We start from the raw sequence: 13,930 nt of genomic DNA, 5'->3' as shown, positions 1-13,930 counted from the left end.
TCGCCTTATCAGGATTATTGTCTTTCGAACCAGGCGCGCAGCTGCGCTTCGAGTTCGTTGATATCGATGATGTTGTTGATCACCACCAGCTGGCTTTCCGGCACGCTGGCGCTGGCTGCAATGTCTTTCGCCATTACAAACAGATCGGCCGCACCCGGCGTGGCGGAGGAGAGATCGGAGTGTTCAACCTCGGCCTCTATTTCCAGCTTTTTGAGCACTTTTTTAATATTCATTTCGACCATAAAACTGCTGCCCAGGCCGGAGCCGCAAATAGCCATAATTTTCATTTTTAACCCCTTTTTTGAGTAGAGCACGCCCCATCACGCTGATGCGTAATGTTGAGATAAATCGGATGAAATAATTAAATCAGAAGCGGTCGATAATGGCTTTTATCTCCTCCAGGGTATTTGCCTGATGCAATTTCGCCATATCCGCGTCGCTGGAAAAGAGTTCTGCGAGCGCGGAGATTGTTTCGATATGGCTGTGTTTGTCCGGCGCCGCCAGCATAATAATCACATCGACGGGGTCAAACTCACCGGCGCCAAACGAAACGCCCTGCTTCAGCTTTAATAATGAGAGGCCGAGACCTTTCGCCCCTTCTTCCGGGCGCGCATGCGGCATTGCGAGCCCTGGCGCCAGCACGTAGTAAGGCCCTAGCGTGTGGTGCTGCGCAACGATGGCAGTAACGTATTCCGGCGAAATAACCTGCATTTCCAGCAGCGGTTTCGCACAAATCTCCAGCGCCTGCGGCCAGTTATCGACGCTATCCTGTAGCGTAATGGTTGTATCATATATCCATTTTTTGAGCATTTTTCACTCCCGCGTAACGCCTGACATGGTCGAACTTTATTCAACCCGTCAGCCAATGACTGCGATCGGGATCACAAAGATAGCGCTACCAAGAACTAACATGCAGAAGTGTGATAGCGCTATCAAATTATCCGCACGGTATGAAATCACAGCAAAAAAAGGGATTTAAGGCGTATACTGCCAGTCACGTAAAATGAAGGATGAAATTCAATCGCGTCCTGTCAGCAGGAAGATGTATGTCTTTAACCCGAAAACGGCGCAGCACCGGAAAAGTAACCCTCGCAGATGTCGCGCAGCTTGCCGGCGTCGGCACAATGACCGTCTCACGCGCGCTCCGCACGCCCGAACAGGTTTCCGATAAACTGCGTGAAAAAATTGAAGCTGCGGTGCAGGAGCTGGGATATATGCCCAACCTGGCCGCCAGCGCACTGGCATCGGCGTCATCGTGGACGATTGCGATGGTCGTTCCCAACCTTTCCGAAGCCGGGTGTTCAGAGATGTTTGCCGGGCTTCAGCAGGTGCTTCAGCCCGCCGGTTACCAGATCATGCTGGCGGAGTCTCAGCATCGAGTCGAACAGGAAGAGAAACTGCTTGAAACGCTGCTGGCGTCGAATATCGCCGCCGCGATTTTGCTCAGCGTCGAGCACTCCGACACGGTCCGCCACTGGCTGAAAAATGCCTCCATTCCGGTGATGGAAATGGGGGCGATGCGTGCCGATCCGATTGATATGAACATCGGTATTGATAACGTCGCCGCCATGCAGGAGCTCACGGAAATGGTCATTAAGCGCGGCTACCAGAACATTGGCCTGCTGTGCGCCAACCAGGAGCAGTGGATTTTCCAGCAGCATTTGCAGGGCTGGTACAAGGCGATGCTGCGCCACCACCTGTCGCCGAACCGGGTAATTAACGCCGCCATGCCGCCGAACTTCTCGACCGGCGCGGCGCAGCTGCCTGAATTTCTGCTGGCGTGGCCGGAGCTGGATGCGCTGGTGTGCGTTTCTGACGAGCTGGCCTGCGGCGCGCTGTACGAGTGCCAGCGACGACGCATCAAAGTGCCGGACGATCTGGCGGTGGTTGGCTTTGGCGATAGCGACGTCAGCCGGGTCTGCCAGCCGCCGCTGACGACGATGGCGGTTCCGCATCGTAAGATTGGGATTGAGGCCGGAAAAGCGCTTCTGGAGCGCCTGAATGACGGAGGCTGGCGCGATCGTAAGCCCATCGCGTCCAGCCTGTGCCTGCGGGAAAGCTGTTGAGGCTTACTCCGCTTCTTCCTCTTTTTCCGCTTTGTTTTCCGGCTTAGCGGATTCGTTTTTGGCGTTGCGGGTCATCCACAGCGCCAGCGCTTTTAAGGAGTCCGGCGTGAACTCATCGCAGCGGGCGGTGATCTCTTCCGGCGTCATCCAGCTAACTTCGCTAACTTCCTCTTCCTGCAGGGCGAAAGGCCCGTGGGAAACGCAGCTAAACAGACCGCCCCAGACGCGGCAATGTTCGTCTTCAAAATAGAACTGCCCGTGCTCGGCAAACGGCACGCCGGCAATACCTAACTCTTCTTCCGCTTCACGACGTGCGGAATCCAGCAGAACTTCATCGGCCTGGACGACGCCGCCCGCGGTGGCATCCAGCATGCCTGGAAGAAAATCTTTGGTGTCCGTGCGGCGCTGGACCAGGATCTTGCCCATTCCGTCATGAACAACGATGTACGTAGCGCGGTGACGCAGACGCTCCGCACGCATTTGTTCGCGGCTGGCCTGCGCGATCACTTCATTTTCTTCGCTGACAATGTCAACCCACTCAGTACTTGCCAAATGATTCTGCTCCACCATCGGGAAACCTTCTCGTCTAAGCGCTCTTACGGCGCGTTTGCAGTTGTGGTGTAACTTACGGATTAATCGCTATCTGCGCAATAACTTGCTGATCATTAAGTGCGATAACGCTTAATGTCCCGTCTTCAAACATGCCGTAGCTTGCCGGGTTGCCGCCTTTAGGAATGCTGACAGAGCCGGGATTAAAGTGATAAATCGCCCCGCGTTTTTCCGCTACCGGAATATGAGTATGACCGTAAACCAGGACATCGCCAGCCGCGAGCGGCGGGAGATTATCCGGGCCGAACAGGTGCCCATGCGTCAGGAACAGACGGCAGTTTTCCAGCAGCACCTGTTGCCAGGGGGCGGTGATGGGAAATTGCAGCAGCATCTGATCCACTTCGCTGTCGCAGTTGCCGCGCACGGCAATAATACGGGAGGCGTAGTGATTCAGTTTTTCCGCCACCTGGGCGGGCGCATAGCCTTCCGGCAGCGCGTTGCGTGGGCCGTGGTTTAACACGTCGCCCAGGATCGCCAGCCATTGCGCCCCGCTCTGGTCAAACAGAGAAAGCACGCGCTCGGTCGCGGGCAGCGATCCATGAATATCCGATGCAAACATCAGCTTCATCAGTTACTCCTCGGAAATACAGACTGCCCATATCATACCTGAAGCGCCCGGGCTTATCAGCCTGCACGCTTAGCAGAGAGTGCCAGATAGCGCTGCACCGACGCGCGTTGCCACTGAAACGCGGCATAATCCACCAGCAGCTGCGGGACCGCATCTCCGTTAAGGATCAGGCGGTTCAGCATCAGCGCAAGGTCGGTATCGGCAATACACCACTCGCCAAACAGATTCGGGTTACCGTGGGCGAGCAGTGATGAAGCGGTATCAATCAGCTTCTGAGCGCTGGCTATCCCCTCCTCGCTGAGGGCTGGCTTTTTGACCCCTGCAAACACCACATCCGTCGATCGCTCCGTGCGAATCGGCACCAGATCGCTTCGCAGCCACGCCTGAATCTGCCGGGCACGGGCGCGCTTTTGCAGATCGTGAGGATAAATGCGCTCCCACTCCGGTGGCGCAAAGCGGTCTTCAAGGTACTCGTCAATTGCCGAGGATTCACTTAATTCAAAGCCGTCAATCTCCAGCACGGGCACCCGGCGAGTGAGAGCGTAACCCTGCCACTGAGGCTTCAGATGTTCGCCACTGTCCAGATCGACGGTTTTCAGACTAAAGGAAAGCCCCTTTTCAGCCAGCGCAACGTAAACGCTCAAAACATAAGGAGAAAAGAAGTTCGCATCGGACCACAACGTTATTACAGGCTGGCTCATAACATCCTCATCGGCTGATCGGTTTTCACTCAAGATATAATCTCCTTGCCTCGCTGTCACTTGATGAAAACTCACGATTTACAACAAGCACCTATACTGTTTTTTCATGGCAACACTATTCGCACCGACAGGAGTTGAGAATGATAGATCTTTATTATGCCCCTACCCCGAATGGTCATAAGATCACCCTCTTTCTCGAAGAAGCCGAACTGGACTACCGAATCATTCGCGTTGATATCAGCAAAGGCGATCAGTTCCGCCCCGTTTTTCTGGCCATCTCGCCCAACAATAAAATTCCGGCCATCATTGATAACCTGCCTTCAGACGGCGGAAAACCGCTAAGCCTGTTTGAATCCGGGGAGATACTGCTTTATCTGGCGGAGAAAACCGGCAAGCTTCTGAGCGGGGAGCTGCGCGAACGTCATCACACGCTGCAATGGTTATTCTGGCAGTCGAGCGGCCTGGGGCCGATGCTGGGGCAGAACCACCATTTCACCGCCTATGCGCCGCAAACTATCCCTTATGCCATTGAGCGATATCAGGTCGAAACGCAGCGCCTGTACGGCGTCCTCAACCGGCGGCTGGAAACGTCACCGTGGCTCGGTGGCGATCACTATAGCATCGCAGATATCGCCTGCTGGCCGTGGGTCAATACCCATGAACGCCACCGGATTGACCTGGCCACCTATCCGGCGGTGAACAACTGGTTTGAGCGCATTCGAACCCGTCCGGCCACCGAACGCGCCATGCAAAAAATCCATCAGATTTGAGCCTGCGCCCCGTTGGGTGCAGGTGTTGTCCTCATGTATGATGAGGCGATAATACTGACACGGAGAAGACCTGCAATGTCCCAGCATGACGCTGTTATTCGTATAAAAAATTTACGCCTGCGCACGTTCATTGGCATCAAAGAGGAAGAGATCGCTAATCGCCAGGATATCGTGGTGAATGTCGCGATCCATTACCCGGCGGACAAGGCGCGCGCCAGCGAAGACATCAATGACGCGCTGAACTATCGCACGATCACCAAAAGCATCATCCAGTACGTCGAGAACAACCGTTTCGCGCTGCTGGAAAAATTAACTCAGGATGTGCTCGACATCGCACGCGAACACCACTGGGTCACTTATGCTGAAGTAGAGATCGATAAACTTCACGCCCTGCGCTACGCCGACTCCGTCTCCATGACGTTAAGCTGGCGGCGCCAGGCGTAAACCTGGAGGTTGTATGAAGATTCTGCTCACCGGCGGTACGGGCCTGATTGGTCGCCATCTCATTCCGCGCCTTCAGGCGCTGCAGCACGACATCACCGTGGTCACGCGCAGCCCGGAGAAAGCCCGTCAGGTGCTTGGTGGCGGGGTGGCGTTCTGGAAAGGCATGGCGGAACGGCAGGATCTGAACGGCTTTGATGCCGTCATCAACCTCGCAGGCGAACCCATCGCCGATAAGCGCTGGACCGAAGAGCAAAAACAGCGCTTATGCAGCAGCCGCTGGAACATAACCGGGAAGCTGGTTGAGCTGATTCGCAACAGCGAAACGCCGCCGTCGGTGCTGATTTCCGGCTCTGCCACGGGATACTACGGCGATCTCGGGGAAGTGGTGGTGACTGAGGAAGAGCCTCCGCATAACGAGTTTACCCACAAGCTCTGCGCCCAGTGGGAGCGCATCGCCTGCGGTGCGCAGAGCGATAATACCCGCGTCTGCCTGCTGCGCACCGGCGTGGTGCTCGCCCCGAAGGGCGGTATTCTCGGCAAAATGCTGCCGCCGTTTAAAATGGGGCTTGGCGGGCCCATCGGCAACGGTCGTCAGTACCTGGCGTGGATCCACATCGACGATATGGTTAACGGCATTATCTGGCTGCTGGATAACGACCTGCGCGGGCCGTTTAACATGGTATCACCGTATCCGGTACGTAATGAACAGTTTGCGCACGCGCTGGGCCATGCCCTGCACCGCCCGGCGGTACTGCGCGTGCCCGCGACGGCGATTCGGCTGTTGATGGGTGAGTCGTCGGTGCTGGTGCTGGGCGGCCAGCGCGCGCTGCCGAAACGGCTGGAAGCGGCGGGGTTTGCGTTCCGCTGGTATGATCTGGAAGATGCGCTGGGGGATGTGGTGAGTTAAAAATCGTGCGTTTGTTCACTAGTACAAACGCACGGATATCATTCTGGTAATATGTATTTTTCTATATATGAGAAGTTTTCACAGGCTAATAGTTGAACTTCAACTTCGTCTCCATACTTTATATTATTGATATCTTTATTAAAGATATAACTTACGTTTAAATATTCCTGTCTAACGCGATATAATTCGATTTCACGACTAAACACGGAAATTTTCTCAGACTCAACAGATTCCATCGCAAAATGACTTGATTTATTTTTCTCACCTTTAAACAGATTTACATTTTCCTCACATGCAATTAATGTAAATTTTGGAAGAGAATTAAATCCTGTAGTATCCAGTGCGATTTCCTCTCTGAGCCGAGAGATAGCTTTCCGTAGTTGCCTATGCTCATCAGAAGTAAATGTTATTTGAGGAGAAAACTCAAGAGAGATATTTAACAGATGAGATAAAGTCCTAGCTCTGTCAGTATAACTCAAAAGAGTCGCTACCTTTTTATAATATTCATTATTAAGTTTATTATTGCATAAACCAGAGATAAATTCGTCGCCATTGAACTCCAGACTAAATTCAATATCCCAGCCTTCACACACCCTATCATATAGGGATTTAATTTTATTAAAAAAAGGAAGATTAAGAATATCTAACCCGGACCATTTGTCAAAATCGACATGCATATTAAATTTTGTTTTGTTGCCTTTGCAAGGAAATATTGCTCTAATATTCAACAAATTCGAGAAGCATTCACCAGAAAAAGTGAATGCCTTTAACCCATGGAATAGTTTCCCATGCACTTCGACTAAAGCTTCACTAACCAGACTGATACTGTCAGTCAAAGATATTATCATTACAACATCAATATCTTGACTCGATATAGTTAACACCCCACTATCTTTTGTTATTGTTTCAATTAATGATGAACCTGAGGTACTGACATCGCTCATATCGATTGAAAATGAAGCTCCTTTGCTTAAAAGCTCTTGATATTTCCTTTTGTAGTTTTTAAAGTTATTAACAGTTACTTTTAAAGGCACATTTTCTTTGGCGCATATAGAAAATTTTGTTAACCCATCTTCAAAACTGGACGTTACATTAAATCTTGGATCGAGTGCCTCTAAAGATTTTTCAGAAGCATTATGTGCATTTTTAATTGTCTGTGAAATGTAACTTTTAGGATAGCCATTCAACGCCATAGCCAGCATATCACTTGCACATTGCTCACTAAGCACTTTTTTGCCAACAGCGTTCCTTGCATCCTCTTCAGACAAACGTTTCCATTCATTCAAAAGATTGATTGTGTAAAAGTTCACGTCATTATCAATCATTTTTGAACATGTTTGACATAACCATATCCCATTCTGATATGATCTTCTTTCTTCAGGAGTCATAGTTGCATCATATCTTGGCCCTAGAGGAGCAGCAGCACGAATATGAGCAGCAACTCCTGTATTTAATCCAGCCCCATTAGTCACAACACGACATTGCGGATTTGAGCATTTATAACCAGAGCGCTCTTTTAAAAGCCTGATTACAGGTTTCAGAAAGTCGTCTCTTCTTTTTTCCATTAGAAGCACCTAATTATATTTATAATAATTAAATATATATTCAGCCAAATCATCCTCAACCGTATAAAAATAACAAGCAGGGATATTTAATACTTCCGCCAATTTACACGCCAGCGCAAAGTCAGGCGTGTGGATCCCCTTCTCATACTGGTTCATGCGTGCGCTTGCCGTCGCCTCATCAATGCCCGCGAGGATCCCAAGTTTCTGCTGTGATAGTCCGGCTTTCAGTCGAGCTGCTTTAAGTCGATGGGGAAGCATGATGACTCTTCAAAATCTGGAAGTAGAGTCATGATTCTGGTATCCCGTTATTGAAAATGCACTAAGTATTACTTAGTATTCATATCTACAATTTGAACAAAATCATATATAAAGGAAAATGTATGAACAGAGATCAGGATATGCACCCAGCGGATATTATCGCCATGCTCCATAAGCGTAAGCTGTCACTTGCAGCTCTTTCACGCCAGGCAGGTTTAAGTTCTTCTACGCTTGCAAACGCGCTCTCCAGGCCGTGGCCCAAGGGGGAACAGATCATCGCGGAGGCGCTAGAAAGAGATGCGGCATCTATCTGGCCCAGTCGCTATTACGATCAATATGGCAACTATGTCGATCGTTCGAAGCTCATGAGAACCAAACGCTAGCCCATCACAAAAATCCATTCTGTTCGCCAGTTCCATTCCGGTGTTAAGGTAATAAGCCTGATCCATCGGAATGGCGTAACAATGGCAACCATCACCACTCCCCGGCTTCATCTCACCCCTTTCGAACCCTCTGACTGGGCGTTCTTCCGCTCACTGCGTGAAGATCCCACCGTCATGCGCTACATGGCTGCTATCACGCCGGAAAAAGAGACGCGCCGAGTATTTGCCGCACGCCTGATGGCGGAGCATGTCTTCGTGATCCGTCTGCATAATGACGATACGCCGCTCGGGGATATCGGGCTGCAAATCAGCGCGGCGAACCGTGAAGAGGCGGATATTGGCTATACCGTAGTGCCTGCCGCGCAGGGAAAAGGTATTGCCAGCGAGGCGCTGCGCGCGGTATGTGATTACGCCTTTAACGCGATCGGCGTGAAGGCGATTAATGCGTATGTACTGGCGGATAACGGCGGTTCGGTACGCGTGCTGGAGAAAGCCGGTTTTGTGCGCACGCAGGTGCTGGAGAAGGCATACGAGATTAACGGGGTGCGGTATGATGACTGGGTGTATCGGCTGGAGCGTGGTGCGCCCTGAATGCGTGGCGGCCTACGGTTTTTGTCGGCCCGGTAAGCGAAGCGCCACCGGGCGATTAAACTGCACCGCCGTCTGATGCCCTCTTTATTTAAGAGATCCCTTCAGGAACTGCTGCAAGCGCGGGCTTTGCGGGTTCGCCAGCACCTCATCAGGATGCCCCTGCTCCTCAATCTTGCCCTGATGCAGAAAGATAACGTGGTTAGAAACGTTACGGGCGAAGCCCATCTCATGCGTCACCACCACCATCGTTTTGCCCTCTTCAGCCAGCTTCTGCATGATGCGCAGCACCTCGCCAACAAGTTCCGGGTCCAGCGCGGAGGTCGGTTCGTCAAACAGCAGAACTTCCGGCTCCATCGCCAGCGCGCGGGCAATGGAGACGCGCTGCTGCTGACCACCTGACAGGTGCACCGGGTACTTGATCTGCTGACGCTCGTCGATACCCACTTTCGCCAGGTATTTCACCGCACGCTCGCGGGCCTCCTGCTTGCTTAAGCCGAGCACCTGAACCGGCGCTTCCATCACGTTCTCCAGCACCGTCATGTGGCTCCAGAGGTTGAAGTGCTGGAACACCATCGTCAGGCGCGTACGCAGCAGGCGCAGCTGGTTTTTATCCGCCACTTTAAGCTGGCCGTCTTTATCACGGACCATATTAATGTTCTGTCCGCTCACCACAATCGAACCTTCGCTCGGTTTTTCGAGGAAGTTGATGCAGCGCAGGAAGGTACTTTTACCCGAACCTGATGAACCGATAATACTGATCACGTCGCCCGCGTTAGCTTCCAGCGACACCCCTTTCAGCACTTCATGTTCGCCGTAGCGCTTGTGCAAATCAATTACGTTTAATTTGTTCTCAGCCATCATAAATTCTCAGTGCGTCGACGGTTTTATATGCTGCAACCAGCGTTTTTCAGCCTTACGGAACAGGCTGATCAGGACGTAAGAAATGATCAAATAGAGCACCGCCGCAATGCCAAACGCGGTAAACGGCTGGTAGGTCGCGGAGTTAATATCGCGGGCGATTTTTAACAGATCCGGTACCGTGGCGGTAAACGCCAGTGCCGTCGAATGCAGCATCAAAATCACCTCGTTGCTGTATGCCGGCAGCGCGATTCGCAGCGCCGAAGGCAGAATAATGCAGCGGTAAAGCTTCACGGAGGAGAAACCGTACGCGCGCGCCGCCTCGATCTCACCGTGCGGCACGGAACGGATGGCCCCGGCGAAGATCTCGGTGGTATAGGCGCAGGTGTTGAGCGTTAACGCCAGCACCGTACAGTTCAGACCGCTGCGGAAGAACGCGTTCAGCATCTCGGTGCCTTTCACGATCTCCAGCGTGTACATTCCCGAATAGAACACCAGCAGCTGCACGTACAGCGGCGTGCCGCGAAACACGTAGGTAAACAGCCAGATCGGGAACTGGATAAATTTATTGTTCGACACGCGGCCAATGGCCAAAAACACCGCCAGAATGCCGCCCATTACTACCGAGGAAATCAGCAGCCACAGCGTGATCGCCACGCCCGTGAAGCGGTAGCCGTCCGTCCACAGCAGGGATTTCCAGTACTCCTGAATAATCTCAATCACAGGTCAGCCCTCTTCACACCCACGGAGTAGCGACGTTCGAGCAGAAGCAGCACACCATTGGAGACGGTTGTAAAGACCAGATAAATCACGCCGCAGACCACCGCAAAGTAGAACGGTTCCCAGGTGCTCTTACCCGCCAGCTGCGTGGCCTTCACCACATCTTCCAGACCCAGCAGGGAGACCAGCGCCGTCGCCTTGAGAATAACCTGCCAGTTGTTACCGATGCCCGGCAGCGCGTAGCGCATCATGGCCGGGAACATGATCCGACGGAACGTTTGTGAAGAGGTAAAACCGTAGGCGGTCGCCGCTTCAATGTGCCCTTTCGGGACGGCCATGTACGCGCCGCGGAAGGTTTCAGTGAAGTATGCGCCGTAGATAAAGCCCAGGGTAATGATGCCGGCCACCATCGGATCGATATCGATCTGATCCATGCCGACGGCATCCGTCACGCCGTTAAGCGCAATTTGCAGCCCGTAAAAGATCAGCAGCATCAGCACCAGGTCAGGAACGCCGCGAATCAGCGTGGTATAGCCTTCAAATATCAGCGCCAGCGGTCTGTTGGCCGATAACTTTGCCCCCGCGCCCGCCAGGCCTATCAGCACCGCCAGCACCACGGAGCTGATAGCCAGCTCAAGGGTGACAAGCGCGCCCTGTAAAATAACGCCAGAAAATCCGTACAGCATACCGCCTGCCCTGTCGTCTCGTGAGTGGTGGAACCGTGTCTTTTCCCCTCCCGCAGCGGGAGGGGCCGCACGTTATCAGACGGGGCGATTAGCCGCCGTAAACATTAAAATCGAAGTACTTTTTCGCCAGCTTGTCGTAGGTGCCGTCCGCGCGCATCTCGGCAAACGCTTTGTTCAGGGCTTCACGCAGTTCATTGTCTTCTTTACGCAGGCCCATACCGGTGCCGACGCCGAACAGTTTTTCATCCTTAATGGACGGACCGCCGAACTTGTAACCTTTACCCACCGGCTGTTTCAGGAAGCCTTCGCTCGCCGCGACTTCGTCCTGGAACGCCGCATCGATACGGCCTGCCGTCAGGTCAGCGTAGATATTTTCCTGGCCCTGATAGGAGACGATTTCGATCCCTTTCGGCGCCCAGTGCTCATTGCCGTAGGTTTCCTGGGTGGTGCCCTGCAGTACGCCCACGCGTTTGCCCTTCAGCGAGTCGATAGATGGCTGAATGTCGGAAGATTTCGCCACAACCAGACGTGAATCGGCCGCATAGAGTTTGTCGGTGAAGGCAATCTCCTGCTGGCGTTTTTCCGTAATAGAGAGGGAGGACATGATCACGTCGATTTTTTTCGCTTTCAGAGACGGGATCAGCGCGTCAAGCGGGTTTTCAACGTAGGTACATTGCGCTTTAATGCGTTTGCACAGCTCGTTAGCCAGATCGATGTCAAAACCGACCAGTTCACCCTTCGCATTCTTGGATTCGAAAGGCGCATAGGTGGGGTCAGTACCAATACGAATTTTCTGCGGGATTGCTGCGAATGCCGCGGTGGCGCTGGAAAAGGCCAGTACCAGAGAAAGTGACAACACCAGTTTTTTCATATCTGTCCTCAACAAACTGTCTTAATACGAGATTTTTACGACCACGGGGTGACGTTAATGTGCCATTAATCCCCTCATTCAGGCAAAGATTAATGCCGCCGGGCGGGAATTTTTGCATTTTAAATGCTTAACTATGCACGAAGCGATCCAATACGGTGCACCAGCTGCACCATATTGGATCATCAGCACCCGCAATGCACCAAAACAGAGCATTGCCGTCGGGCGTTAGTCACCGTAGACGTTAAAATCGAAATATTTCTTCGCCAGTTTGTCGTAGGTTCCGTCTTTACGCAGCTCGGAGAAAGCTTTGTCGAAGGCGGCTTTCAGCTCGGTATCATCTTTACGCAGGCCAATACCTGTGCCATCACCAAAGTATTTTTTATCCTTCACGGACGGGCCGGCAAAGGCGTACTCTTTCCCCGCAGGCTGCTTCAGGAAGCCTTCGCTTGCGGCAACCTCATCCTGGAACGCCGCGTCCAGACGGCCCGCCGCCAGGTCAGAGTAGATCAGATCCTGGTTCTGATAGGCGACCACATCAACGCCCTTCTCGCGCCAGTTGGCATTTGCGTAGCCTTCCTGAGTCGACCCCTGAAGCACGCCAACATGCTTGCCTTTCAGGGAGTCGATGGTCGGCTGGATCGGTGAGCCTTTCGCGGCAATCAGACGTGAATCGGCCGCGTAGAGCTTATCGGAGAAGGCGATCTCCTGCTGACGTTTTTCCGTGATGGAGAGTGAAGAGATAATCGCATCAATTTTCTTGGCTTTCAGCGATGGGATCAGCGCGTCAAAGTCACTGCCCACCCACGTGCATTTCACTTCCATGCGCTTGCACATCTCATTTCCCAGGTCGATATCAAACCCAACGAAATCGCCTTTCGCATCCTTCGAAGAGAATGGCGCGTAGGTTGCGTCCGTACCGATACGAACCGTCTGTGGAAGCGCTGCATAGCTACCTGCTGCCGCACTCAAGCCCACGAGCAAAGACAGAGCCAGAACCGTCTTCTTCATACATTTACCCTCAAGAACCGTGATTTTATTATGGTTTGCGTTGTGTGTTGTGTTGCAGGCTGCTCTTGCAGGTCTTATGCCACATTGCCGTCGGGCTAAAACTACGACGTTAAATATGTTAATAAAACGTTGCGATACTGCCTTAATGGTGAAAGATAGCAGGTCTGCCGAACGAACCGGAAAGAGAAAAAGGGAAAAAGCGAATTAAATGTCGAGGATATGATCGCGGTTGCAGTTTTGCCCTGTAACAGGGCAAAACAACTTTTCATGCACCCTGTCGGTGCATTCCTTCACGCCCCGTGCCAGCGGGTAAAGAGATCTTCCGGCAGGTCGATATCGAACTGATCCAGCACGCGATTAACGGTCTGATTAATGACGTCATCCAGCGTTTGCGGGCGATGGTAGAACGCCGGGACCGGCGGCATAATCACGGCGCCCAGTTCGGCCGCCTGCGTCATCAGGCGCAGATGCCCCAGGTGCAGCGGGGTTTCCCGCACGCAAAGAACCAGAGGGCGACGCTCCTTCAGCACCACGTCTGCCGCGCGCGTCACCAGCGTGTCGGTATAGCTGTTCACAATCCCGGAAAGGGTTTTAATGGAACAGGGCAAAATGACCATACCTGCGGTTTTAAACGAGCCCGAAGAGATGCTGGCAGCGATATCGCGCGCATCGTGGACAACGTCAGCCAGGGCCTGAACGTCGCGCAGCGAAAGGTCGGTTTCAAGAGAGAGGGTCTGGCGCGCCGCCTGGCTCATCACCAGATGGGTTTCCACGTCGGCAACGTCACGCAGCACCTGTAACAGCCGGACGCCATAAATGGCGCCGCTGGCACCGCTGATCCCTACAATGAGTCGTTTCATGATTTTCGCCCTTGCTGATTTCAGGGCAGACTGTGCAGGATTTTACGGGGAGTTGCAAGTGAGGG

19 protein-coding genes are annotated in these 13,930 nt (G+C 52.8%); 6 read left to right on the top strand and 13 right to left on the bottom strand.

Annotated elements, in window-relative coordinates; all coding sequences use genetic code 11:
- Positions 1-14: 14 nt before the first annotated feature.
- Complete coding sequence (locus MOQ06_RS05875; protein WP_003861447.1) at positions 15-287, bottom strand: PTS sugar transporter subunit IIB; 273 nt, start codon at positions 285-287, stop codon at positions 15-17.
- A 79-nt stretch (positions 288-366) separates the two neighbouring features.
- Positions 367-810, bottom strand: a complete 444-nt coding sequence (locus MOQ06_RS05870; protein ID WP_242171895.1) for a PTS sugar transporter subunit IIA — start codon at positions 808-810, stop codon at positions 367-369.
- Between the two features lie 236 nt (positions 811-1,046).
- On the opposite strand from MOQ06_RS05870, the gene MOQ06_RS05865 reads away from it, so the two are divergent.
- On the top strand, positions 1,047-2,066 hold the full coding sequence (locus tag MOQ06_RS05865; protein WP_148419935.1) for a LacI family DNA-binding transcriptional regulator: 1,020 nt from the start codon (positions 1,047-1,049) through the stop codon (positions 2,064-2,066).
- A 3-nt stretch (positions 2,067-2,069) separates the two neighbouring features.
- On the opposite strand, the gene yfcD is transcribed toward MOQ06_RS05865, so the two are convergent.
- From yfcD to yfcF, 3 genes are read right to left on the bottom strand one after another with little or no spacing between them, the layout of a single operon-like run.
- On the bottom strand, positions 2,070-2,636 hold the full coding sequence (gene yfcD / locus MOQ06_RS05860) for an NUDIX hydrolase YfcD (protein ID WP_003861439.1): 567 nt from the start codon (positions 2,634-2,636) through the stop codon (positions 2,070-2,072).
- Between the two features lie 55 nt (positions 2,637-2,691).
- Positions 2,692-3,243, bottom strand: a complete 552-nt coding sequence (gene yfcE, locus MOQ06_RS05855; RefSeq protein WP_242171894.1) for a phosphodiesterase — start codon at positions 3,241-3,243, stop codon at positions 2,692-2,694.
- A 56-nt stretch (positions 3,244-3,299) separates the two neighbouring features.
- Positions 3,300-3,944, bottom strand: coding sequence for a glutathione transferase (yfcF, locus tag MOQ06_RS05850; RefSeq protein ID WP_148419938.1), 645 nt, complete (start codon positions 3,942-3,944; stop codon positions 3,300-3,302).
- Between the two features lie 140 nt (positions 3,945-4,084).
- Here yfcF and yfcG point away from each other — a divergent pair, with 140 nt between their 5' ends.
- The 3 genes from yfcG to MOQ06_RS05835 all read left to right on the top strand — a co-directional run bounded on the left by yfcG (position 4,085) and on the right by MOQ06_RS05835 (position 6,065).
- Positions 4,085-4,714 carry a GSH-dependent disulfide bond oxidoreductase gene (gene yfcG, locus MOQ06_RS05845; protein ID WP_148419939.1) on the top strand — a complete coding sequence of 210 codons (630 nt, stop codon included), beginning with the start codon at positions 4,085-4,087 and terminating at the stop codon, positions 4,712-4,714.
- Positions 4,715-4,789: 75 nt separating this feature from the next.
- Entirely contained in the window at positions 4,790-5,158 is a 369-nt protein-coding gene (gene folX / locus MOQ06_RS05840; protein ID WP_148419940.1) for a dihydroneopterin triphosphate 2'-epimerase, read from the top strand.
- A gap of 13 nt (positions 5,159-5,171) precedes the next feature.
- Positions 5,172-6,065 (top strand): TIGR01777 family oxidoreductase, encoded by an 894-nt coding sequence (locus tag MOQ06_RS05835; protein ID WP_242171892.1) that lies wholly within the window; start codon positions 5,172-5,174, stop codon positions 6,063-6,065.
- 38 nt (positions 6,066-6,103) lie between these two features.
- Here MOQ06_RS05835 and MOQ06_RS05830 read toward each other — a convergent pair whose 3' ends face one another.
- Both MOQ06_RS05830 and MOQ06_RS05825 read right to left on the bottom strand, forming a co-directional pair.
- Complete coding sequence (locus tag MOQ06_RS05830) at positions 6,104-7,630, bottom strand: hypothetical protein (RefSeq protein WP_242171888.1); 1,527 nt, start codon at positions 7,628-7,630, stop codon at positions 6,104-6,106.
- Positions 7,631-7,639: 9 nt separating this feature from the next.
- Positions 7,640-7,888, bottom strand: coding sequence for a helix-turn-helix transcriptional regulator (locus MOQ06_RS05825; RefSeq protein WP_063943396.1), 249 nt, complete (start codon positions 7,886-7,888; stop codon positions 7,640-7,642).
- A 122-nt stretch (positions 7,889-8,010) separates the two neighbouring features.
- On the opposite strand from MOQ06_RS05825, the gene MOQ06_RS05820 reads away from it, so the two are divergent.
- Entirely contained in the window at positions 8,011-8,271 is a 261-nt protein-coding gene (locus tag MOQ06_RS05820) for a helix-turn-helix transcriptional regulator (RefSeq protein WP_047363525.1), read from the top strand.
- Positions 8,272-8,352: 81 nt separating this feature from the next.
- Positions 8,353-8,862, top strand: coding sequence for a GNAT family N-acetyltransferase (locus MOQ06_RS05815; protein WP_242171885.1), 510 nt, complete (start codon positions 8,353-8,355; stop codon positions 8,860-8,862).
- Positions 8,863-8,946: 84 nt separating this feature from the next.
- Here MOQ06_RS05815 and hisP read toward each other — a convergent pair whose 3' ends face one another.
- The 6 genes from hisP to MOQ06_RS05785 form a co-directional block, all read right to left on the bottom strand.
- A complete protein-coding gene (gene hisP, locus MOQ06_RS05810; protein WP_003861426.1) occupies positions 8,947-9,720 on the bottom strand; it encodes a histidine ABC transporter ATP-binding protein HisP in 774 nt (257 codons plus the stop codon).
- Between the two features lie 9 nt (positions 9,721-9,729).
- Entirely contained in the window at positions 9,730-10,443 is a 714-nt protein-coding gene (locus tag MOQ06_RS05805; RefSeq protein WP_003861424.1) for an ABC transporter permease, read from the bottom strand.
- On the bottom strand, positions 10,440-11,126 hold the full coding sequence (locus MOQ06_RS05800; protein WP_148419944.1) for a histidine ABC transporter permease HisQ: 687 nt from the start codon (positions 11,124-11,126) through the stop codon (positions 10,440-10,442). The genes MOQ06_RS05805 and MOQ06_RS05800 overlap by 4 nt, the downstream gene beginning before the upstream one ends.
- Before the next feature lie 88 nt (positions 11,127-11,214).
- Positions 11,215-11,997, bottom strand: coding sequence for a histidine ABC transporter substrate-binding protein HisJ (gene hisJ / locus MOQ06_RS05795; protein ID WP_242171882.1), 783 nt, complete (start codon positions 11,995-11,997; stop codon positions 11,215-11,217).
- A gap of 225 nt (positions 11,998-12,222) precedes the next feature.
- The gene (gene argT, locus MOQ06_RS05790; protein WP_148419946.1) at positions 12,223-13,005 is read right to left on the bottom strand and encodes a lysine/arginine/ornithine ABC transporter substrate-binding protein ArgT; all 783 of its coding nucleotides are present in this window, start codon (positions 13,003-13,005) and stop codon (positions 12,223-12,225) included.
- Between the two features lie 290 nt (positions 13,006-13,295).
- Positions 13,296-13,865, bottom strand: a complete 570-nt coding sequence (locus tag MOQ06_RS05785) for a UbiX family flavin prenyltransferase (RefSeq protein WP_148419947.1) — start codon at positions 13,863-13,865, stop codon at positions 13,296-13,298.
- Between the last annotated feature and the right edge of the window lie 65 nt (positions 13,866-13,930).

The sequence above is a fragment of the Enterobacter sp. I4 genome, assembly GCF_022669095.1.
GTDB lineage: Bacteria > Pseudomonadota > Gammaproteobacteria > Enterobacterales > Enterobacteriaceae > Enterobacter > Enterobacter pasteurii.
This window is presented reverse-complemented; position numbering and strand designations above follow the sequence as displayed.